We start from the raw sequence: 21398 nt of genomic DNA, 5'->3' as shown, positions 1-21398 counted from the left end.
ATGTCGACGATACCTTCTATTCATACGTCGCCCGCTACCCGTGACCATGATTTTCGTTTTGGCGGCATCCGGCGCCTTTACGGCCAGCGCGCCTTCGAGTCGTTTCGTCATGCCCATGTCGTGGTGGTAGGCGTCGGCGGGGTGGGTAGCTGGGCGGTGGAGGCACTGGCCCGTTCGGGGATCGGCAAGCTCACCCTGATCGATCTGGACGATGTCTGTGTCTCCAACGTCAACCGTCAGCTTCATGCCCTCGATGACACTATCGGCCGGCCCAAGGTAGACGTGCTGGCCGAGCGTTGCCGTCTGATCAATCCGGGCATCGTGATCAATGCCGACACAGCATTCGTGACCCCCACCAATCTGATTGATCGCATTCCCGATGATGCTGACCACGTGGTGGACGCCATCGACAGCGTGATCGCCAAGGCCGCGCTGATTGCCTGGTGCAAGCGGCGCAAGATCCCCATCACCGTGACCGGCGCCGCCGGCGGGCAGACCGATCCTACACGCATTCAGGTGGCGGATCTGACCCGCACCGAACATGACCCGCTGCTCTCGAAAGTACGCTCGCGCCTGCGCCGGGACTACCACTTCTCGCGCAACCCCAAACGCCGCTTCTCGGTGGAGTGCGTCTACTCGGATGAGCAGCTCGTCTACCCCGGCAGCGACGGCGAGGTGTGCCTGCAAAAGCCCGGCAGCGGTGATGCCACCCGGCTGGACTGCGCCTCGGGCTTTGGTGCCGCCACCTTTGTCACCGGCACTTTCGGTTTTGTCGCCGCTTCCAAGGTGCTCGAGCGCCTGGCCAAGAAGGCACGCCTGAATGACGCCACCCCCGTTACCGAAAAGGAAGCCCTATGACCGCTCCCGTTCCCGGCATCTACCGCCACTATAAAGGCGCGCTTTATGAAGTGCTCGGCGCTGCCCGGCACAGTGAAACCGAGGAGCCGCTCGTGGTTTATCGCGCGCTTTATGGCGAATATGGCCTTTGGGTGCGCCCGCTTGAGATGTTTACTGAAACCGTCAACAAAGAGGGCCGCACCCAGCCGCGCTTTGCGCTTGAAAAGGCGTTTTAGTCGCGGCTTCCCCCGTCTTCTTGGTTGCCTATTCCTTTAACGCCTATGGTTATAGCGTATTTTGCAGGCATGGTAGGCTAATACCATATCCACCGATAGTCATGGGGAAGCTAGCATGAAGACGTTTGCGCACTCAGCGAGTACAAGTAGAGGAATGCCCGAGGTGGCGGGCTTTTTCGATCCGCGTACCTTCAGCGTTCAGTACATCGTCAGCGACCCAGTCACAAAGGCGTGCGCCATCATCGACCCGGTGCTGGATTTCGACGAGAAGTCCGGCGCCACGGCCACTCACCACGCCGATGAGCTGCTTGCCTACGTGGCTGAAAACGGCCTGCGCATCGAGTGGATACTGGATACCCACCCCCACGCGGATCACTTCTCCGCCGCCCACTACCTGAAAGAGAAAACCGGCGCGCCGACGGCGATCGGCCAGCGCGTGACCCAGGTACAGGCGCTCTGGAAAGAGATCTATCACTGGCCGGACATGCCCACGGACGGCCGCCAGTGGGACACCCTCTTTGCCGAGGGCGATACTTTCGAAATCGGCGAGCTGGAGGGCCGGGTAATGTTCTCGCCGGGCCACACGCTGGCCTCGATCACCTACGTGATCGGCGACGCGGCATTTATCCACGACACGCTGTTTCAGCCGGATTTTGGCACCGCGCGGGCGGATTTCCCCGGGGGCAGTGCCGAGGCGCTCTGGCACTCCATCCAGGCCATTGTTGCGCTGCCGGATAGCACCCGCCTGTTTACCGGCCACGACTACATGCCGGGTGGACGCGAACCCGCGTGGGAGAGCAGCGTGGCCCAGCAGCGGGAAAACAACCCGCACCTGGCGGGCAAGCATCAGGCGGATTACGTGGCGCTGCGCCAAAAGCGCGATGGGGAATTGCCCATGCCGAAACTGATGCTCCACGCGCTTCAGGTCAACACGCAAGGCGGGCGCCTGCCGGAGCCCGAGGCCAACGGCAAGCGCTACCTGAAAATTCCACTCGATGCACTAGGCGGGGCGAAGTGGGAGTAATTTATTCCCCGCGCAGCGTAATCCGCGTCAATTCTGAAGGTTTACCCAGGCGCAGGGCAAAGCCTGGCCAAAGCGCGGTGCCGTTATTGAGATAAAGCGTCATGTCGTCTACCTCGTAACGACCGGACACGAAACCGTTGTTGGCGCGAGCGACGATACGATCGAAGCCGATCATCATGCCGCCGTGGGTGTGGCCGGAGAGCTGCAGATCGACACCTTGCGCCGCCGCTTCCCGCGCGTTTCTGGGCTGATGATCCAGCAAAATCACGGCCGCGTCACCCGGCGCCCCCGCCAGCGCCTGGGCAATATCGGGGGCTGGGTAGCCATCGTCTTCGGCGGAAACATCCGTTACCCCGGCCAGCACCAGCGCAGACCCGTCGCGTTCGACCACCGCGTGCTGGTTGGCGAGTATCTGCATGCCCAGCGTCTGATAGTGATCCATCCACTGCTCATAGCCAAAATAGTACTCGTGATTGCCGGGGCTGACATATACCCCATCCGGCGCCGTAAGCGCCTCTAACGGCGCCACGGCATCGAGTCGAACGTCGAGGTTTCCGTCGATCAAATCGCCGGTGATCAGAATCACATCCGGCGCCAGCGCGTTGGTTTTCGCGACCACCGTCTCGACCCAGGGCGCCTCGAACAATCGGCTGATATGCAGATCGGTGAGGTGAACGATCTGGTAGCCCTCGAAGGCGTCAGGTAACCCGGGGATCGTGATTTCGACCTCTTTCAAGGGCGGCAACCGAGCGGCCTGGCTGACACCGAAGACGGCCACCCCCAGGGCAAGGGCGGCCAGCGCATAGCGAAGCGGTGGGGCGATGGCGAGTCGGCGCCTTTTCGCCAGCGCCAGCAAAGCGGTGATCAGGTCGGTTACAAGCTGCATCAGTGCCAGAAAAATCATCGCGCCGAAGAGCGTATTCACCATCAGCACCCCCGCTCGGGGCACTTCCGGGGAAAACATGCTGCCAAAGGCGATCAGAGTGAGCAGATGATGTTGTGAGACGAGCAGCAGCACGGCACTCACCGTGCCCTTCACCCATAAAGGCCAGGCCAGCGGTATCAGAAACCGTACGATCACAATCAGACAGGGCAGCGCGAGGAGCAGGTGAAACATGAACGGTTCTCGTGGTAGGGGCTTCAAGACGTGCAAGCAAACCACGAATTCAAGTGCTTAGCAAAAGCCCCGACTGGCGGGGCTTTTGCTATACGAAGTCAAGGGAGTACGCCGGAGTGAAGGTTGAGCCTTAAAAGCTCCGCAGCGCTCTGGCCCGCCACAGCGCCCAGCACCACCGCACTCAACAGCCCGTTGCCGGAAAGGTAGCCGCTGTCATTGGAGCCGGAGACCCCGCGGGCGGCCCCGCCGGCGGCAAACAGGTTGGGCAGCGCCTGGCCCTGCGGATTCAGCACTCGCGCCTGCGGGTTGATCTCGAGCCCGCCCTGGGTATGAAACAGCGCGCCGGTCACGCGAATGGCGTAGTAGGGCGGTGCGAGCAGAAGGCCCGACTCGAACCGACGGCCAAACGCATCCGGCGTCTTTTGGTTCGCGTGCTGTTCCATTTCCGCAAAGGTCTCCTCGAGGGTGGCGAGCGGTAGGTTCAGGCCGGCGGCCATCTCGTCCAGGCGTTCAAAGCGGCGCACGGCGCCGGCCTCGAACGCGTTGAGGTAGTCCTCGAAGGAGAGCACCGTCTGATGGATACGCTCATCGAACACGTTCCAGGCAATCTTGTCGGGCTGAGCCAGCACCTTGGCCGCCTGCTCCGAGTAGCCGCCGTGCTCGTTGGAAAACCGCGTGCCCTGCACGTTGACCTGAATACCGCCCTGCATCATTACCGCCCAGCTGATCAGCGTCTGGTGCGGCGTGGCAAGCGAGCCGTGGCCTTGGCAGGCGGCCAGATCCTTGGTGCTGGCGCCCATGGCCTGGCCCCACAAGAGCGCGTCGCCCTGGTTACCTTCGTGGCCGTAATAGAGCGCGTGCTTGAGCGATGGAATATAACGATCCACCAGTTCCGGATTGCCGCCGTAGCCGTTGCAGGCGAGGATCAGCGCGTCGCAGCCGATACTTTCCCGGCTGCCATCCGGGCGCTCGAGGGTCACGCCGCGCACCCGTTGGGTGTCATCCACGTGCAGGTCGACGACCCGGGCCTGGGTGAGGATGTCGATCCCGGCGGCCTCGACCGCGCCCAGCAGCGCGCCCATCAGCTCTTCCCCGGTGCGCCGGGGCGTGGCGTGCATGCGCAGGTGGGTATGGCCGGGGTATAAAAACCCTTCCACCAACTCGAAGGGCAGGCGGTGTTGCTCGGCCAGCCATTCGATCACGGGGCCCGATTGGCTTGCCAGCAGTTCCACGATGGCCGGGTCTGCTTCAAAGCCGTTCTTGCGCTGAATGTCGTCAGCCATCTCGGCGGGGGTATCGTTTACGCCCAGGGCTTTTTGAAAGCGCGTGTTGGCAGCGGGAATGAAGCCCGAGGACATCGCCGTGCTGCCTCGCGGCAGGGCGTCGCGCTCCAGCACCGCAAGCTCGATGCCTGCTTCCTGCGCGGCCAAGGCCGCTACCAGCCCGCAGGCCCCGCCGCCGATGATCAGAAGCGGCAGGTGGGCGTCGAACGTGCTGGTATGTGTGTAGGGAGCGATCGCCATTACGCCTGCTCCGCGTGAGTGAAGGCATCCAGAATCTCGCCCGCCGGAGCCTGCCACACATCAGCGTGACCGCTGATATGCGCAAGCACCTCTTCCAGGCAGGCAATGCGGTGGGGCTGGCCGACAAGCCAGGGGTGAAGGTTCAAAGCGAACAGGCGCCCACCGGCAGTGCGGGACTCCTCCAGCAGAAAGTCGAAGGCGTCCTTCACCTGGGTCACCCAGGCATCTTCCGAGTGCAGGTTCTGGCTCATCACGAACTGATCCTCGATCTCGGTGGAAAGCGGCATCATGGTCAGGCTGCCAGTGTTGGTGTGGCAGGGGTAGGGCAGGTCGTCGTTGACCCAGTCGGCGCAGTAGGTGATGCCGCTCTCGGCAAGCAAATCCGGCGTGTTGAAGCTCTGGTGCTTGGCCGGGCTCAGCCAGCCGCGAACGCTCTGGCCGGTCACGCGGCGCAGGGTCTCCACCGAGCGCTTGACCAGCTCGGCTTCCTCTTCGATGGGCTGGCCGCCGTAGTGCAGGTGGTCCATGTTCCAGCCGTGGGCGATGAACTCGCCGCCGTGTTCTTGAAGGCGTTTGACCAGATAAGGCGTTTGCTCGGCGAGCTGGGCATTGATTGCGAAGGTAGGGGTAATATCGTGCTGCTTGAGCGCCTTGAGCACGCGGTAGATACCCACCCGGTTGCCGTAATCGCGCAGCGAAAAATGGCGAAGATCCGGGTAGGGCATGGTCATGCCATTGGGGACCTTGAACGGCTCGCCGCGCTGGTTGAGCGGATAGAACTGCAACGAGATATTGATCCACACCGCCAGCGTCTTGCCGCCGGGCCAGGTAATCGGGGCGCGCTCGCCCAGCATCGACCAGTCATAGCGGTCGTGGTCGTAGCCGTGGCGGCGCTTGGGATAATCGAGGTAGTCGTCGTTGAGCGCCATGGTGTCAGCCCTCCCTTCGTGCGGTGGTGGCCTGGGCCTGAATGCTGCCGAGCGCACCGTCATAATGGTGCTCGAGGTAGTAATCGGCGATTTCACGGCCAGTGGCCACCCACACGTCCGGGTGGCCGGTGATGTACTCCAGCGCCTCTTCGAATGCCTTGATGCGGTGCGGGCAGCTCACCTGGTAATTGTGGGTGGGAATGCACATCACCGTGCCGGACTCGGCGCCCTCGGCGTACAGCCGGTCGAAGTGGCGCTTGAGCATGGTGGCGTACTGGCGCGGCTCCACCTTGTTCACGGCATAAGCGATAGTGTCGTTCATCTCAAGTGAGTAGGGCATGGAGATGAACCGCTTGTTCGAACGCACGCGCACCGGGGTGGGCTGGTCGTCGTGGAACAGATCGCAGGTGTAGAGCCCGCCGCGTTCCCCGAAAAGCTCTTCGCCCACCTCGGCGAACAGATCCAGGGTGCGCTCGGAGTGCGAGAGCGCCGGGGCCAGATACCCGGCGCAGGCCTGGCCCGTATGGCGATGAATGGTCTCCATGCTGTCGCGGATCATGACGCGCTCCTGGGCTTCGCTCAGCCCATAGGTGTAGCGCGTGTTGTAGATACCGTGGCTGAAGAACTCCCAGTCGCGCTCCTTGCACATCTGGATGATTTCCGGGTGGTGCTCGCAAAGTGCCGTCGAAAGCGACACCGAGCCGCGAATGCCGTACTTGTCCAGCAGCGCCATCTGGCGCTGGTGGCCGACCCGGTTGCCGTAATCGCGGATGCTGAAGCCGGGTACCGCCGGGTGCGGGTGCGGCCAGGGCTTGCGGCTGGGGTTCTGCGGCGGATCGAGCTCGTAGTACTCGATATTGGGCGCGACCCAGAAGGCGACCTTCGCCCCGCCCGGCCAGGTGATCCTGGGGCGCTGGTCATAGGCCCAGTAGTCGTAAACGCCAAGAGATTCTTTCATCGCTCGCTCCTCACTGCTTACGCCTTGCCCTCGAGCCAGGCCAGTACGTCGGCCACCGGCATTACGTCGGCGTACTTCAAGTGCAAATCGGTCAGGTTGGCGTAGTGGTAGCTTTCGTGTTTATCCGCCACGCACTCCTGGGGCACGATAGTGCGATAGCCGCGTGAGAGGCTGTCCACCGCGGTGGCGCGAATGCAGCCGGAGGTAGAGCCGCCGGTGATGATCACGGTATCCACCTGGTGCCACACTAAAAGCGATTGTAGCGGTGTCTCGAAAAACGCCGAGGGCATGCGCTTGGTGTAGATCACATCGCGGGCGCGGTCGATCTCGACGCGCTCGTCGAATTCGGCGCGCTCGGAGTCATACTTGATATTCTGCAGCGAGTCCGGGGTATCGGTGCGCGTGCCCCACACGCCGGCGTCTTCGGCGGAGTCCAGAAAGGCCACGTGGGTCCAGACCACCGGCCAGCCCTTTTCCCGAAAGCCACGAGCCAGCTGATTGGTGTACTCGAGCTGTTTCGGGTCGGTTTCGTAGGCGGTCTTGAACAGGTCCGTGCGGGTATAGGCCTTCTGCGGGTCGACGTTGACCAGCACGGCCTTGTTGCCAAAGCCGAAGGGCACCCGCTGGGGATTGGCCATGACCTCGAAAAAGATCTCCTTGGCCGTCTTGTCGGTGGTCTGCATGGTGGTCTCCTGTCTTTTATTTATTCACGTAAATTCATGATCGTGCACATCGATGATCGAGAACTATCTGTTATCAAGAACTATCGGTTATCGAGCATCAGCGATTGTCGTACTGCTCGCCCAGCTCGAGCATCTTCTGGGTGCCCAGGTAGTCGTTGAGCTGTTTGAAATCGAGCATCTGATCGCGGAAGCCGTCCGTGGTGCCGTCTTCTTTGAGCGTGGCGAAAAAACGGCTCGCCATGTGAGTGATCGCCCGCACCAGCGCACCGGGGAAGATCACCAGCGAGAAGCCCAATGCCTCTAGGGCCTGGGCGTTCTGCAACGGCGTATCGCCGCCTTCCACCATGTTCGCCATGATGGGCACCTTGCCCTTGAACTGCGCCATGATCTTCTGGATATCCTCGTCGCTGCGAATGCCCTCGATGAACAGCATGTCCACGCCGGCATCACTATAGGCCTGGGCACGTTCGATGGCGCTGTCGGTGCCCTCGACGCCGAGGGCGTCGGTGCGGCCGATGATCAACGTCTTGTCACTTTCCCGGGCATCCAGTGCTGCATGCAATTTTCCGACCATTTCGCCTTTGGGCACCAGGGTTTTACCTTTCAGGTGGCCGCAGCGCTTGGGGTAGGTCTGGTCTTCGAGCTGAATGGCGTTGGCGCCGGCGCGCTCCAGAAGGCTGACGCTTCGCATCACGTTCATGGCGTTACCAAAGCCGGTATCGCAATCAACGACCACTGACAGATTCGTGCGCTCGCGAATGTGCGACATCGCGGTGCAGATTTCGGTAATGCTCAAAAGCCCGATATCCGGCCGGCCCAGCTGGGTGTAGGCCAGGCTCGCGCCGGACAGATACACCGTATCGAATCCGGCCTGCTCGGCAAGCGAGGCGCCGAGGGCATCGAACACCCCGGGGGCGACGACGATGGAGGAGTCGTGCAGCTTCTGCTTGAGATGGCTTGGCTGATGGGCAGACGAGGGTTGGCGTGTCATAGCGTTCTCTTTTGTTTTCCAGGTAAGCATTGGCGGCGAATCAGCGCCAGGTCGTTCCACACGTCCTGGCGGGTGATCAGGCCGTCGGTGAGTTCAAAGCGGTCGATAAAGCGCACCCCACAAAAGGTGCCTCCATCCAGCCACTCCCCGCTCAGATCACCCTGGCAGACCACCACCGAGCGGTTATCCGTGACCATGGTGTCGAAAGCGTGAAAGGTCTTGCTGACGCGTCGATAGTGCGTTCTGGCCCATGCCACGAGCTCCTCTAGCCGGTACATGGGCGGCGCCTCGGGAAACTGCATGACCGCACCCGGGGCCAGAAGCGACTGAGCGTCCGGCAGGTGGCGCGCCTCCATGGCGGTCAGAAAAGCGCGCACACGCTGAGCGTCGTTGCATTTCTCGTTAGCGGATGCCGGGTTAGCCATAATCGGGTTTTCCTGCACGCAACCGCTCGCTGGAGGCCACTGCCTGCGCTACTGACGCGGCGGTGATTCTGCAATAATGACCCTGGAACAAGCGGTAATTGTGTTGTCGGTTGTCGTTGTATATGTATTATATGTAATACATTTTTATGTCCATTATTAGCACCGCGTCAAGCCTGGCGTGAAATTTTTTACACAACAATTCTTATGCAGCCAAGGGAGAAACGGGGATGAACGAGGGGCAATCCTCTGCGATGGGCGGGACAAAATCGCACCGAATTTATCTGCTGTTGAAAGATGCCATCCTGAGCGGGCGCCTGCCCGCAGGCAGCAAGCTGCCGGGGGAAAACAAGCTGGCCGAGCAGCACGGCGTATCAAGGGTCACCGTGCGCCGTGCCATGGAGGCGCTGCAGGAGGCAAAGCTCGTTGCCCGCCGGGCCGGGGTCGGCACGGTGGTACTCGAACACCCGCTGGATGCCACGGTCATGACCGCCAGCGTCTCCAATCTGATGCCCAACATGGTCAAGATGAGCCAGGCCTCCCAGGTGCGGCTTCTGGAATTTGCCTACGTATTGCCGCCGGAGATGATTCGCGAGCGCCTGGGGATGGCCCAGGGCGGCAAGGTGCAGCGCTCGGTGCGGGTGCGCATGGTGGATGACAAGCCGTTTTCGTATCTGGTCACGCACGTGCCTGAAACGGTGGCGCTGCACTACAACGAGATGGATCTGGCCCATACGCCGCTGTTCGTGCTGCTCGAGCGCAGTGGTGTGAAGGTCGACCATGCCTCTCAGTCGATTTCCGCGACACTCGCCAATCACGATATTGCCGAGGCGCTGAATGTCGCCTTGGGCTCGCCGCTGATTTCCCTGACCCGGGTGGTGTTTGATGAGCAGGGCCGGGGCGTCGAGCATCTGGACGCGCTGTATCGACCGGACCGTTATCGCTTCCAGATCGACCTGGAGCGCAACGGCGAGGACAACTCGCGCTACTGGGAGCCCAAGGTCGGGGGTATGCCTACCCAGGGCGAAGGGGTATAGGCCGTATGGGTGGTTTTTAATGTATTAAATTTAATACCGATATAAAAATACAAAAAATACATTTGACCTGTGTTGTTGTAGTGCGCTAGTTGTATTGGGGTAGAGGCAGGGCAGTAGGTAAGAAATATTTCATTGATGCCAAGAATAATTGCCTGAAAAGCCCACGTAGACCGAGCCGAGACAATGAGCCAATACAATGAGTACACCTACAACGCTGTTTGACAAAGTCTGGCGTGCCCACGAGATTCACCGCAGTGAAAGCGGGCAGAGCCTTCTATGGATTGATCGCCACTTCGTCCATGAAGGATCGTTTCACGCGTTCAACAAGCTTGCCGAGCGCGAGCTTCCCGTGGCCCGGCCGGATCTGACCTTCGGCATTGCCGACCACTACGTGCCAACGCTTGCCCGCCGGCTCGACGGCGTGGCGGACCCCAAAGTGCGCTCCATGATCGAGCAGCTCTCGGACAATACCCGGCGCCACGATATTACCCTGTTCGGCCTGGATGATCCGCGCCAGGGCATCGTGCACGTCATGGGCCCGGAGCAGGGGCTGACCCAGCCCGGCCTGATCATGGTGTGTGGCGACAGTCATACCGCGACCCACGGGGCGTTTGGCAGCATCGCCTTTGGTATCGGCGCCTCGGAAGTGGCCCACGTACTGGCGACCCAGACGCTTTGGCAAAGCAAGCCGAAAGTGATGCGCATCACCCTTGAGGGAGCGCTTGCCCCTGGGGTGACCGCCAAGGATATCGCGCTGACCTGGATTGCGCGGCTCGGTGCCGACGGCGCACGGGGCTACGCCATCGAATACGCCGGCGAGGCGATTCGCGCGCTCTCCATGGAAGCGCGGCTGACGCTTTGTAACCTCTCCATCGAAGGCGGCGGACGCTGCGGCATGATCGCCCCGGACCAGACCACCTTCGAGTACCTGAAAGAGCGCCCTTATAGCCCGAAAGGCGAGGCGTTCGAGCAGGCCTGTGCCTACTGGTCCACGCTGTACAGCGACCAGGGCGCCACGTTTGATCTGGACGTCACCCTCAACGCCGCCGACATAGCGCCCACCGTCACCTGGGGCGTGTCGCCGGAGGAGGCGCTGCCGATCGATCAATACGTGCCCGTACCCAGCGACACCGAGGATCTGGCCAAGGCGCGCCAGATTCGCGACAGCCTCGAATACATGGGCCTGGAAGCCGGGCAGAAACTGACCGATGTCGCCATCGATCGGGTGTTCATTGGCTCGTGCACCAACGCGCGCATCGAAGATCTACGCGCCGCCGCCGCGGTGTTGAACGGGCGTAAAAGCCGCGTGCCCGGCGTCGTTTCGCCAGGCTCCACCCAGGTGAAGATGCAGGCCGAAGCCGAAGGGCTCGACCGGGTCTTTATCGATGCTGGGCTCGAGTGGCGCCACTCGGGTTGCTCCATGTGCGTGGGCATGAACGGCGATACGGTACCCAACGGCGAGCGCTGCGCCTCGACCACCAACCGCAACTTCAAGGGCCGCCAGGGGCCGGGGGCGCGAACGCACCTGATGTCGCCGGCCATGGTCGCCGCCGCTGCGGTCACAGGCCGTCTTGCGGATATTCGCACGCTGTCCTTGGACGGCGCGCACAAGCCACGCGCAGAAGGAGCGCCGTCATGAAGCCGATAACCGTGCTCGACACCTTGGGGGTGGCGCTCGCCGCTGCCAATGTGGATACCGACCAGCTGATTCCGGCGCGCTTCATGAAAGAGCCGCGCAGCGTCGGCTACGGCCAGTTTCTGCTGTATGACGTTCGCCACGACGAGAAAGGCACGCCGGACCCGGCCTTCATTCTGCACCGCTCCGGGGCGGTCGATGCCGAGGTCATGGTCAGTCGACGCAACTTCGGCGCGGGCTCCTCGCGAGAGGCGGCAGTATATGCCCTGGTGGATTTCGGCTTTCGCTGCGTCATTGCGCCAAGCTTTGGCGATATCTTCGCCTCCAACGCGGTGAACAACGGGGTACTTCCGGCGGTGGTGGAAGAGGATGATGCCGAGCGCCTGCTGGCCGCGCTGAGTGATGATCCGGCACCGATTCGGGTCGACCTTGAAGCCCAGCGCATCCGCGTGGCGGAAGTGGACGTCGGCTTTTCGGTAAGCCCGGTATGGCGCACCAAGCTGCTCAACGGCTGGGACGATATCGACCTGACCCGCCAGCACGCAGAGACGATTACCCGGTTTGCCGCTGACTACACCCAAAAATTTCCGTGGGCGGCGCCCCGGCCGCCAGCTTCCGAGCTGATCAGTAAAGGGTAGCCCGTAAGCCTTGCCAGACTGTCCCGTACGCCCAATAACAACAGTACTCACGCTTGCCGCAACGAATTGACACTACAACGACCTCACGACCGACCCTTTTGTGCAGGAGATACATAATGAAAAAAACAGCCATCACCTTTGGTGTGCTCGCGGCCCTGGGCTCAGGCCAGACAATGGCGCTTGACCAGATTACCGCCGTCCACGCGTTTCCCCCTTCTCTGATCTACACCCAGAGCTTTCTGGAGTTCGTCGACAAGGTCAACGAGCGTGGCGAAGGCGTGGTGCAGATCAACGTGCGCGGCGGCCCTGAAGTCATCGGCCTTTCCGAGCAGCCCGACGCCGTGCGCAACGGCGTGGTGGACATGGCCTACACCGCGGCGAGCTTCTACGCCGGCACCGTGCCCGAGCGCGATGCCATGGTCGCCTCCAATACCAACGCCATCTACGCCCGTGAAAACGGCGGTATCGATCTCTTGAACGATATTCACCAGCAAAAGATGGGCACGTTTTATCTGGGCTGGTTCGACAGCGGCGTGAGCTACAACCTGTATACCATCGAAGAACCCAGCGTGGACGGCGAGGGCAACCTGAATATCTCCGGGCTGCGCCTGCGCAGTAACCCGGTATACGACGCCTTCTTCCAGGACTACCTGGGCGCGCAGCCCATCAGCCTGCCCACCACCGACGTGTACGCCGCCCTGGAGCGCAGCGTGGTCAACGCCACCGGCTGGACCCAGATCGGTCTGAAAGACCTCAACTGGGATCGCTTTCTGAACTACCGGGTCGACCCTGCATTTTTCTCCACCGACATGGGTGTGATCGTCAACCTGAACAAGTGGAACCAGCTGAGCGAAGAGTCCCAGCAGATCCTTCAGGAAGTGGCCATCGAGCACGAGCGTGAAAGTGCCGAGAAGCTCGAAGCACTATCAGAAGAGCAGCAGGCCCAGCTGGAAGCCGATGGCATGCAGGTAATTACCCTGGAAGGCGAGGCGCGCCAGCGCTACGCCGATGCCGCGCGCGATGCCACCTGGGCGCGGATGCGCCGCCAGATGGAGCGTCACCCCATGGGGCTTGAGCATTTTGATGAGTTGATCGAAAAGTTCAACGATCTATGACAAGCGGTCCGGGCGCCAGCACGTCTGGCGCCCTTTTCTGTGTGGCTTTTTTCTAGGGTGCCTTATGCGTTACGCACAACGTGGCTATTTGCTGCTGCTTAACGGCATGGCTCTGCTTGCCGCCATCATGCTGGTGTGGCTGATGGTGGCGGTGGTGCTGTCGGTCGTGATTCGTAATCTGGGGCTTCAGCCTTCGGCGTGGTTTTTCCTCTCCACCGAGTACGCCATGTTCTACCTGACGCTGCTCGGTGCGCCCTGGCTTGTACGTCATAAAGGCCATGTGCATATCGAGCTTCTCACCGCCGCACTGCCATTGCCGGTACTCAACGTGCTGAGCCGGGCGGTGTCTCTGCTCTGCGTGGTGGTATGCGGGGTGCTTGCCTGGAAGGGGCTCGATCTTTTGCTGCTCAATCTCGAACGTAACGACTACGACGTACGCGCCTTCTTTGTGCCCAAGTGGATGCTGACGGTCGTGTTTCCGCTCAGTTTTACCCTGATGGCCATCGAGTTTGGCCGCTTCGTGGTCGGCCGGGACATTCTTCACAGCGGCGAAGCGGGGATTAAAGAATGATGGAATGGTACTTTGCACTCGCGTTTCTGCTGTCGCTGATTCTGATCTTCATGGCGATCGGCACGCCCATTGCGCTGGCCTTTCTGGCCGCCAACGTCATCGGTGCCTGGCACTTCATGGGCGGTCAGACCGGCATTCTGCAGATGCTCAACAACGGCTTCGGCGCGCTTTCGAGCTTCAATCTGGTGCCCATTCCGCTGTTTCTGCTGATGGGGGAGCTGTTCTTTCGTACCGGTCTTGGCATGAAGATGTTCAACGCCGTGGATCAACTGCTGGGCAAGGTGCCCGGGCGGCTTTCCTATGTGACCGTGGTGGGCGGCACGGCGTTCTCCACGCTGAGCGGCTCCTCCATGGGCTCCACGGCGCTGATGGGCTCGCTGCTGGTGCCGGAGATGGAGCGTCGCGGCTACAAGAAGAAGATGGCCATCGGCCCCATTCTGGGCACCGGGGGCCTGGCGATCATCATTCCGCCCTCGGCGCTGGCGGTGCTGCTGGCAACCCTTGCCAAGGTGGATATCGGCGCGCTGCTGATCGCCGGTATTCTCCCCGGCCTGACGCTGGCGGGCTTCTACATCGTCACCATCTTTGTGCAGACGAAGATCGACCCGGACGCTGCACCGGCTTATGAGCTCGAACCGGTTCCCTTGAGTGCCAAGCTCAAGCTGATCGTGACCGACATTCTGCCGATGCTGAGCGTGATGGTGATCATCGTTGCGCTGATGCTGATAGGCTTTGCCACGCCCTCGGAAGCCGCCGCCTTCGGTGCACTCGGGGTGATCATCCTGGCCTTCATCTTCCGCTGCATGACCTGGGAGGCGTTCAAGCTGTCGGTGTCAGGGGCACTCAAGGTCACGCTCATGGCCTACCTGATCGTGTTCGGCTCGGCAACCTTCAGCCAGCTGCTGGGCTTTTCCGGGGCCTCCGGCGGGCTGATCCAGTGGGCCACCAGTTTCGACCTCTCGCCGATTCTCATGCTTTTAGCCATGTTTGCGGTGCTTTTGGTGCTGGGTACCTTCATGGAGCAGATCTCGATCATGATGCTGACCGTTCCGATCTTCTTCCCGCTGGCCCAGGCACTGGGGTTCGATCTGGTCTGGTTTGGCGTGGTGGTGCTGCTGGCGCTCGAGATCAGTTTCTCGACGCCGCCGCTGGGGCTTTTGCTGTTCGTCATGAAGGGGGTGGCACCTCCCGGCACCACCATGCGGGAAATCTACTCCGCGGCCATTCCTTACATTCTTTGTTCGATGCTGCTGGTCGCCGTGCTGATCGTCTTTCCGAGCCTGGCGACATGGTTGCCCAGCCTGGTGCGCTAGAGTTCTGAGGAAAAGGTGCTAAAAAAAAGAGAGGCTGCGGCCTCTCTTTTTGCTTTTCAGCGGTTTCAGTCCCAGACGGGGAAGGGGTCCGGCAGCGTTTTCCAACGGTCGGCTCCGGCCAGCAGCTCATCTTCGCTCAGCAGACAGTCGTCCAGCGCCTGGCGCATCCGCACCTGGTCGATGTTCTGGCCGATGAACACCAGCTCCTGGCGCATGTCGCCAAACGGTTCTTGCCATTTTTCATCAATGAATTCAAGGTGCTCCGGGTCCTCCGGCCAGCGCTCTTTGGGGATCGCCTTCCAGAACATGCCGGCCCCGCCGTGATGGGCAATGCCGCCGGCCTGGCTCCATTGGCCCGCCCACTGCGGGCGCGTGGCCAGCCAGAAGAAGCCTTTCGAGCGCAGCAGACCCTCCCCGAACCACTCTGCGTGCAAAAGTTCGTGAAATTTCTGCGGATGAAAAGGGCGGCGTGCGTGATAGGCAAAGCTTTGAATGCCGTACTCCTCGGTTTCCGACACGTGCTCGCCGCGCATCTCCTTGAGCCAGCCCGGTGCCTGCTGGGCGCGCTCGAAGTCGAACCTGCCGGTATCCAGTACCTTATCAAGCGGTACGCCGCCCTGGCGGATCGGTACAAGCTCCGCGTCCGGGTTGAGCGAGTGCAGAATGGCTTTAAGGGAGGCCAGCTCCGTTTCACTGATCAGGTCGGTCTTGCTGATCAGCAGTACATCGCAGAACTCGATCTGATCGACCAGCAGATCGGCCACGTTGCGCTCATCCTCTTCACCCAGGCTTTCTCCTGCCTCGACCAGGCTCTGCGCCTCGCGGTATTGATTCAGAAAGTTGGCGCCGTCCACCACCGTGACCAGCGTATCCAACCGGGCCACCCGGGAAAGGCTTTGGCCGCTTTCATCTTCGAAGGTAAAGGTTTCCGCCACCGGCAGCGGCTCGGAGATGCCGGTGGATTCGATCACCAGATAATCGAACCTGCCTTCGCGGGCGAGCTGGCCGACTTCCACCAGCAGATCCTCGCGCAGGGTGCAGCAGATGCAGCCGTTGCTCATTTCCACCAGGCGCTCTTCGCTTCGGTTGAGCGCGATATCACTTTCAAGCGTGGATTCGCCCGGCCCGCCGCGCACCAGCGCGGCGTCGATATTGACCTCGCTCATATCGTTGACGATCACCGCCACGCGCAAGCCTTCACGGTTGGCCAGAATATGGTTGAGCACGGTGGTCTTGCCAGCACCCAAAAAGCCGGAGAGCACCGTCACCGGCAACGGTTTAACGTCGGACATCGCGATCAACTCTTTCGTTTATGTTATGTAATAATATAACATTTGAAGAGCGCTTAGAAGAGTCTCCTGCAGGCGGGGGAGGTCACAAGCGCTTGTACTGGGTTGGGCAGTAGCCGCGCAATATGTTCGGTAAGCGCAGAGCGCGATGCTTGGTGGGACGGCCCGATACGCGCTTGCGCCAAAGCCTGAAGGAGGCGGGCTTCAGCTCGTGGCGCATTACATCAATGACATCGGGCTCGGTAAGGCCATAGAGATTCACGATGGCCTCGAAGGGGGTGCGATCCTCCCAGGCCATTTCAATCACGCGCGAGCGTTCGTCTTCCAGAAGGCGATAAAAGCGTTCGATGGGCGCTTTGGACATGGCAACTGACCTCCAAGGGGGCGATATTGATAATGCCCTGCATGTATATCCGGCAAGGCTAGCATAGTCTGTTATCGCCTCCATCTCGAAACGGCGATCAAAGATCAAGCTTGGTCGACTAAATGCTACTGGGCTCTTCTGGAAGTCTAGACGCGCTATTTTCCCAGGGAGGACTCTTTACTCAATCGGCTGGACAAGTTTTCCGTTATCTCTATTATCAGCTGGCGGTCCTGCTGCCTTAATGGGGCCAGCAGCAACTTTAATCGATGTGTCTGATCATCTACCTGCGTACTGACCTCACCTAAAAGCTCTGCTGCCTCACAGTTGAATATGTGGGCAAGCTCCAGCAAGCGAATGATATTGGGAATAACGCGGCCTCTCTCGAGGCGAGAGACAGCCTCGTTGCCAATGCCTAGCCTTTCTGCTACCTCCTCCTGCGTTAGCTGGCAGCGTATACGCTGTCTGGCGATAGCTTGGCCTATGCTGCCCGCTATGCGTTCCTGTTCATTTTTTTTCACATGGGCCTCCCTATGAGAGGGAATGGTTGAGGAGCGGCCTATTGACATGAAGGACTAATTAGGTTGAGTATCGACTTCAAAGGTTGTTGATATAGGTTTAGAATAACTTTTTCTTTGACCCTTTAATTTCGGTATAAAATTGGATAGCGATAACGCTTATATAAATATCTGCTTTAAAAAGGCGTGCGAGCAGTGTCCTGACGTACCCTGAAGGCAGCGCTTGCAGAATACGGGGCGAATAAACGCGGTTAAAGCTGACAAAAAGCGGTATGGCTATCACGGGTGGCTAAAGACATTACGTTCGCCTGATTGAGGTTTTAAGCAGTGGCTTTGAAGCAACAGTTTTGATGCATCATTACAAAGGATGAGCAATAGAGCCGTCAGTGGCACAACAATCGATATTCACTTGATTAACCGATCAGATTTGAAGGCGCTAAATAGCATGTTTTCTGACTCTGCACCAGATGTTCTGCAGCAGCTGTCAAAAAGTTTAACCAGCAGTCGCCGGGAAGATTTTTTTCAGCATCTTACGCTTTCGCTATCATCGTTATTCAGTGTCGATCATGTGTTGATTGCGCGTATTGATACACATCAACGCTTAGTTTCACCTCTTTCGCTTTACTCAAAGGGACAGTGGGTCAGCAAGGCTCCTTATTCTATAAAAGAGACCGTGTGTCATCAGTTGACTCCGCATTCGGTCTTTGCTGTCGCTCGCGACGTTTGCACTCAATTTCCCGACGACCCTCATCTGGCCGCGCTCTCGGCCAATGGCTATCTGGCCGTGCCCATGCTCGATGCCGACGCCCACTGGCTGGGGTTTATCGCACTGATTCATTCGGCACCATTGGAGGTGTCGAACACTGCCCGCGATATCCTCCACATTGCTGCCACTCTGGCGGGAGCCGAACTCTCAAGGCAGTTGATGGGCGTCAGTGCCAGAACCCATATCGCCAGACAGCGCCGTGCGCTTCGCCTGCTCAGCGAAGGTGGGGAGGCCGTTTATAATGCGCAAGACGAGGCGGTTTTGATGCAGAACTGCTGCGATGTGGCCGTCGACACCGGAGGATACGCTGCCGCCTGGATCAGTCGTCCGGATGACACGAATCAGCCGGCCTCGCTGCAGGTGAAAGCGATGGCGGATTGCGATGGCGAGGAAATCGCCTGGTGTAGCCCGCGTCAGCTGATGATCAAACGCTACAGTCGAGCCGTCACGCAAAAAGCGTTCACACTTGGCGAACCTGTCGTGATGGGCAAGTCCAGTCGCCCCGAGAACGTTGGCGAAAGCCTTCAGAGCACGCTGCAGGCGCTTGGGGTCAAGGCGTTGATTGCGCTTCCCTTGACGTTTCGTGGAAACTCTCTGGGGGTTCTGAACTGTTATCACGCCCAGGAGCCCGATATTTCCAGCAAAGAGCTCAAGGTGCTGGGCGATCTGGCCAACGATATCGCCTTTGGCCTGGACAGCGTGATACGCCGTCAAACCGAACAGAGCATCCAGCACGCGGTGACCCACGTGGCCACGGCGGTCTCTGCCGCCCACGGCGAGACTTTCCTGTCGCAGTTGACGGCCCACATGGCCACCGCGCTTTCCGCCGAGGCGGGCTTTATCGCCACGCTGGATAGACAGGACCCTGGTATGGCGTCGATGCTGTCGCTTCACGTGAAAGGGCATAAACAGCCTGGTGTGCGCTACCAGCTGGCGGGGGTGCCCTGCGAGGAGGTGATCGAGAAAAAAGAGTGCGTAGTGCTTGAAGGCGCCGCGGTGCGTATGCCGAAGGAGGCCTATGGCGCGCTGGACTGGGTGAGTGGCTACATTGGCCGGCGGTTGGATGATGCCCTGGGCCACCCTATCGGTATTGTGGGCGTCTTGTTCGAAAAGCCGCTCGTTCAGACCCATATTGCCCGCGCGGTACTGCAGATCTTTGCCGCACGGGTAGCCTCTGAGCTGTCGCGCCAGCAAGACGAAAGCCGCATTCGCGAACTCGCCTACCGCGACGAGGGCACCCGATTGCCCAATCGTGCAGCGTTCATGTCCCGTCTGGCGCTTTGCGTGGGGGTTGAACCACCGCAGCCCTTCGCATTGCTGCTGCTGGGGCTCGATCATTTCAAGGAGATCAACGATACCGCAGGGCACTACGTGGGTGATCTGGTATTGCTCGAAGTCGCTAGACGGTTCTCCTCGGTTCTGGATGATGATCACTACCTGGCGCGCCTTGGTGGCGATGAGTTCGTTGTCATATGCCAGCAAACAGGTCACGAAGTGGCGCTTGAGCTTGCCGCGCGACTTCAAGCGGCGCTCTCGACGGCCATCGTGATCGAGGAACACTCCGCCGAGCTTTGCACAAGCGTTGGGATAGCGCTCTACCCCAGCCAGTCCAATACCGCACAAGGGCTTCTCAAGTATGCCGATATTGCCATGTACCAGGCCAAACGGCAGCCGGCAAGCGCGCGGCGCCTTTTCGAGCCGTGGATGGAGCAGATCAGGCACGAGAAGCTTTACATGGCCAAGCGCCTGGGCAGTGCCATTGCGGATAAGGCGCTGACCCTTTACTTCCAGCCCCAGGTGGATATGCAGACCGGCGAGCTTATCGGCGCCGAGGCGCTTTGCCGCTGGCAGGACGAGAAGTTGGGCAACGTCTCGCCGAGCGTCTTTATCGCGGTGGCCGAAGAGCGAGGGATGATGGTGGCCCTGGGGCGTTGCGTGATCGAAAAAGCCTGTCATCAGCTTGCCGCCTGGAGAGAACAAGGGCTTTCGCTGCGGGGCCAGTTGGCCATCAATGTCGCGGCGGACCAGTTCGACGATAATGACTTGATCGATACGCTGTTCAAGAACTGCACCACCTATCGGATCGCGCCGTCGGCGCTCAGCCTGGAGCTGACCGAAAGCGGCATCATGGTGAATCCAGAAGAGGCCGTCGCCATCACCAGACACTGCAAGGCGCAGGGCATGGGCCTGGCCATCGACGATTTCGGCACCGGCTACTCGTCGCTTGCCTACCTCAAACGCTTTGCCGTGGACAAGATCAAGATCGATATCTCGTTCATCCGCGATATGCTGACCAGTACAAATGACCGGGTCATCGTGGCCACCATCATTGCCATGGCCCACACTCTGGGCCTGGAAACCATTGCTGAAGGCATCGAAAGTCAGGAACAGATCACACCGTTGGTGGAGATGGGCTGCATCCAGGGCCAGGGCTATTATTTCGATCGGCCGTTGACGCCGACGCAGTTTGCCAAGCGTTGGCTAGGGGCGTAAACCGGCTCGACGCGTACGCAGGGGCAGGTAGTCGGCTAATCGATACCGTCTGGTTATGTATTTTTTTATATTGTCTGGGTTAAAAACGCTTTGACTCGTCTGATTGGCCATATTGATTGGCCATGGGGAAGGGCATTTTTACATTCATTGCATCTATAAGGGGGCGAGGTATGTTGGCAGGCGAGCCTGCAGATGGCAGCCACCTGCAGGCGGTGACGATGCCGCATCTGGTGGTGTTTACCGGCTCAGGTATCAGTGCAGAGAGCGGTATCAAGACGTTCCGGGCAAGCGACGGGCTCTGGGAAGAGCACCCGGTCGAGAAGGTGGCCACGCCCGAAGGTTTTCACGCAGACCCCGAGCGCGTGCTGGCATTTTACAACCAGCGCCGGGAACAGATTCGCAAAGCCCGGCCCAATGCGGCGCACAAGGCGCTGGCCGCGCTCGAGCAGGATGGCTTCAACGTCTCGATCATCACGCAGAATATCGATGATCTGCACGAGCGGGCGGGCTCACGACAGGTGCTGCACCTTCATGGCGAGATTTTGAAGGCGCGCTCCAGCGTCGACCCCCGGCTTCGCTATCCGGTAAAGCGCGACATCGAGCTTGGCGATGTGTGCGACAAGGGCAGCCAGCTGCGCCCGGACGTGGTCTGGTTCGGCGAGGCGGTGCCACTTTTCGATCAGGCCTGTGAACTGGCAAGCCAGGCGGACTTCTTTCTGGTGGTGGGCACCTCGCTTGCGGTGATGCCCGCCGCCTCGCTTTTGTCCTACATCGGTGTGGATACGTCCTGTGCCTTGATCGACCCGGACGCCGATGCGCTCACCCCGCCCGGGATACTGGCGATCAATACCACCGCCGGTGAAGGCGTGCCGGCGTTGGTCAACCAGTGGCGCCGACAGAGAAACCTCGAACTCTCCTAGATATAGCGGCTGGCTTCGAAG

The 21398-nt window shown here is 60.2% G+C and carries 21 protein-coding genes; 11 read left to right on the top strand and 10 right to left on the bottom strand.

Translation table 11 applies throughout. The annotated features are described in order from the left end of the window. The 3 genes from tcdA to ACWF8S_RS14115 all read left to right on the top strand — a co-directional run bounded on the left by tcdA (position 1) and on the right by ACWF8S_RS14115 (position 2097). Complete coding sequence (gene tcdA, locus ACWF8S_RS14125) at positions 1–858, top strand: tRNA cyclic N6-threonylcarbamoyladenosine(37) synthase TcdA (RefSeq protein WP_447554009.1); 858 nt, start codon at positions 1–3, stop codon at positions 856–858. Then, positions 855–1073 (top strand): DUF1653 domain-containing protein, encoded by a 219-nt coding sequence (locus tag ACWF8S_RS14120; protein ID WP_447554008.1) that lies wholly within the window; start codon positions 855–857, stop codon positions 1071–1073. The genes tcdA and ACWF8S_RS14120 overlap by 4 nt, the downstream gene beginning before the upstream one ends. A 115-nt stretch (positions 1074–1188) precedes the next feature. Then, positions 1189–2097, top strand: coding sequence for an MBL fold metallo-hydrolase (locus ACWF8S_RS14115; protein WP_447554007.1), 909 nt, complete (start codon positions 1189–1191; stop codon positions 2095–2097). A gap of 1 nt (position 2098) precedes the next feature. Here ACWF8S_RS14115 and ACWF8S_RS14110 read toward each other — a convergent pair whose 3' ends face one another. The 7 genes from ACWF8S_RS14110 to ACWF8S_RS14080 form a co-directional block, all read right to left on the bottom strand. Beyond that, a complete protein-coding gene (locus tag ACWF8S_RS14110; protein ID WP_447554006.1) occupies positions 2099–3214 on the bottom strand; it encodes a metallophosphoesterase in 1116 nt (371 codons plus the stop codon). A 98-nt stretch (positions 3215–3312) separates the two neighbouring features. Continuing rightward, on the bottom strand, positions 3313–4737 hold the full coding sequence (locus ACWF8S_RS14105; protein WP_447554005.1) for an FAD-dependent oxidoreductase: 1425 nt from the start codon (positions 4735–4737) through the stop codon (positions 3313–3315). Then, positions 4737–5666: a polysaccharide deacetylase family protein gene (locus tag ACWF8S_RS14100; protein WP_447554004.1), complete on the bottom strand. Its 930-nt coding sequence runs from the start codon at positions 5664–5666 to the stop codon at positions 4737–4739. Before ACWF8S_RS14100 ends, ACWF8S_RS14105 begins: the two co-directional genes overlap by 1 nt. A gap of 4 nt (positions 5667–5670) precedes the next feature. Then, the gene (locus tag ACWF8S_RS14095) at positions 5671–6624 is read right to left on the bottom strand and encodes a polysaccharide deacetylase family protein (protein WP_447554003.1); all 954 of its coding nucleotides are present in this window, start codon (positions 6622–6624) and stop codon (positions 5671–5673) included. A gap of 17 nt (positions 6625–6641) precedes the next feature. Further along, a complete protein-coding gene (locus ACWF8S_RS14090; RefSeq protein WP_447554002.1) occupies positions 6642–7307 on the bottom strand; it encodes an isochorismatase family protein in 666 nt (221 codons plus the stop codon). A gap of 97 nt (positions 7308–7404) precedes the next feature. Continuing rightward, positions 7405–8298, bottom strand: a complete 894-nt coding sequence (locus ACWF8S_RS14085) for an isocitrate lyase/PEP mutase family protein (protein WP_447554001.1) — start codon at positions 8296–8298, stop codon at positions 7405–7407. Beyond that, on the bottom strand, positions 8295–8723 hold the full coding sequence (locus ACWF8S_RS14080) for a nuclear transport factor 2 family protein (protein ID WP_447554000.1): 429 nt from the start codon (positions 8721–8723) through the stop codon (positions 8295–8297). The genes ACWF8S_RS14085 and ACWF8S_RS14080 overlap by 4 nt, the downstream gene beginning before the upstream one ends. A gap of 227 nt (positions 8724–8950) precedes the next feature. Between ACWF8S_RS14080 and ACWF8S_RS14075 the strand changes: the two genes are divergently transcribed. From ACWF8S_RS14075 to ACWF8S_RS14050, 6 genes are all read left to right on the top strand, one after another. Beyond that, positions 8951–9757: a GntR family transcriptional regulator gene (locus ACWF8S_RS14075; RefSeq protein WP_447553999.1), complete on the top strand. Its 807-nt coding sequence runs from the start codon at positions 8951–8953 to the stop codon at positions 9755–9757. 196 nt (positions 9758–9953) lie between these two features. Beyond that, on the top strand, positions 9954–11396 hold the full coding sequence (leuC, locus tag ACWF8S_RS14070) for a 3-isopropylmalate dehydratase large subunit (RefSeq protein WP_447553998.1): 1443 nt from the start codon (positions 9954–9956) through the stop codon (positions 11394–11396). Continuing rightward, on the top strand, positions 11393–12031 hold the full coding sequence (gene leuD, locus ACWF8S_RS14065) for a 3-isopropylmalate dehydratase small subunit (RefSeq protein WP_447553997.1): 639 nt from the start codon (positions 11393–11395) through the stop codon (positions 12029–12031). Before leuC ends, leuD begins: the two co-directional genes overlap by 4 nt. Before the next feature lie 116 nt (positions 12032–12147). Further along, on the top strand, positions 12148–13146 hold the full coding sequence (dctP, locus tag ACWF8S_RS14060) for a TRAP transporter substrate-binding protein DctP (protein ID WP_447553996.1): 999 nt from the start codon (positions 12148–12150) through the stop codon (positions 13144–13146). 64 nt (positions 13147–13210) lie between these two features. Then, positions 13211–13717 carry a TRAP transporter small permease gene (locus ACWF8S_RS14055; protein WP_447553995.1) on the top strand — a complete coding sequence of 169 codons (507 nt, stop codon included), beginning with the start codon at positions 13211–13213 and terminating at the stop codon, positions 13715–13717. Beyond that, positions 13714–15030 carry a TRAP transporter large permease gene (locus ACWF8S_RS14050; RefSeq protein ID WP_447553994.1) on the top strand — a complete coding sequence of 439 codons (1317 nt, stop codon included), beginning with the start codon at positions 13714–13716 and terminating at the stop codon, positions 15028–15030. Before ACWF8S_RS14055 ends, ACWF8S_RS14050 begins: the two co-directional genes overlap by 4 nt. A 65-nt stretch (positions 15031–15095) precedes the next feature. Here ACWF8S_RS14050 and zigA read toward each other — a convergent pair whose 3' ends face one another. The 3 genes from zigA to ACWF8S_RS14035 all read right to left on the bottom strand — a co-directional run bounded on the left by zigA (position 15096) and on the right by ACWF8S_RS14035 (position 17201). Continuing rightward, on the bottom strand, positions 15096–16322 hold the full coding sequence (gene zigA / locus ACWF8S_RS14045; RefSeq protein WP_447553993.1) for a zinc metallochaperone GTPase ZigA: 1227 nt from the start codon (positions 16320–16322) through the stop codon (positions 15096–15098). Between the two features lie 82 nt (positions 16323–16404). Continuing rightward, positions 16405–16683: a TIGR03643 family protein gene (locus ACWF8S_RS14040; protein ID WP_447553992.1), complete on the bottom strand. Its 279-nt coding sequence runs from the start codon at positions 16681–16683 to the stop codon at positions 16405–16407. A gap of 155 nt (positions 16684–16838) precedes the next feature. Then, on the bottom strand, positions 16839–17201 hold the full coding sequence (locus ACWF8S_RS14035; protein WP_447553990.1) for a helix-turn-helix domain-containing protein: 363 nt from the start codon (positions 17199–17201) through the stop codon (positions 16839–16841). 364 nt (positions 17202–17565) lie between these two features. On the opposite strand from ACWF8S_RS14035, the gene ACWF8S_RS14030 reads away from it, so the two are divergent. Together ACWF8S_RS14030 and ACWF8S_RS14025 are read left to right on the top strand one after the other, a co-directional pair. Further along, positions 17566–20457, top strand: coding sequence for a bifunctional diguanylate cyclase/phosphodiesterase (locus ACWF8S_RS14030; RefSeq protein ID WP_447553989.1), 2892 nt, complete (start codon positions 17566–17568; stop codon positions 20455–20457). A gap of 170 nt (positions 20458–20627) precedes the next feature. After that, positions 20628–21377 carry an SIR2 family NAD-dependent protein deacylase gene (locus ACWF8S_RS14025; RefSeq protein ID WP_447553988.1) on the top strand — a complete coding sequence of 250 codons (750 nt, stop codon included), beginning with the start codon at positions 20628–20630 and terminating at the stop codon, positions 21375–21377. The last annotated feature ends 21 nt before the right edge of the window (positions 21378–21398 follow it).

The organism is Vreelandella xerophytica (assembly GCF_968048975.1).
The sequence above is the reverse complement of the archived record's forward strand: the minus strand, read 5'-3'. Positions and strand labels throughout refer to the sequence as shown.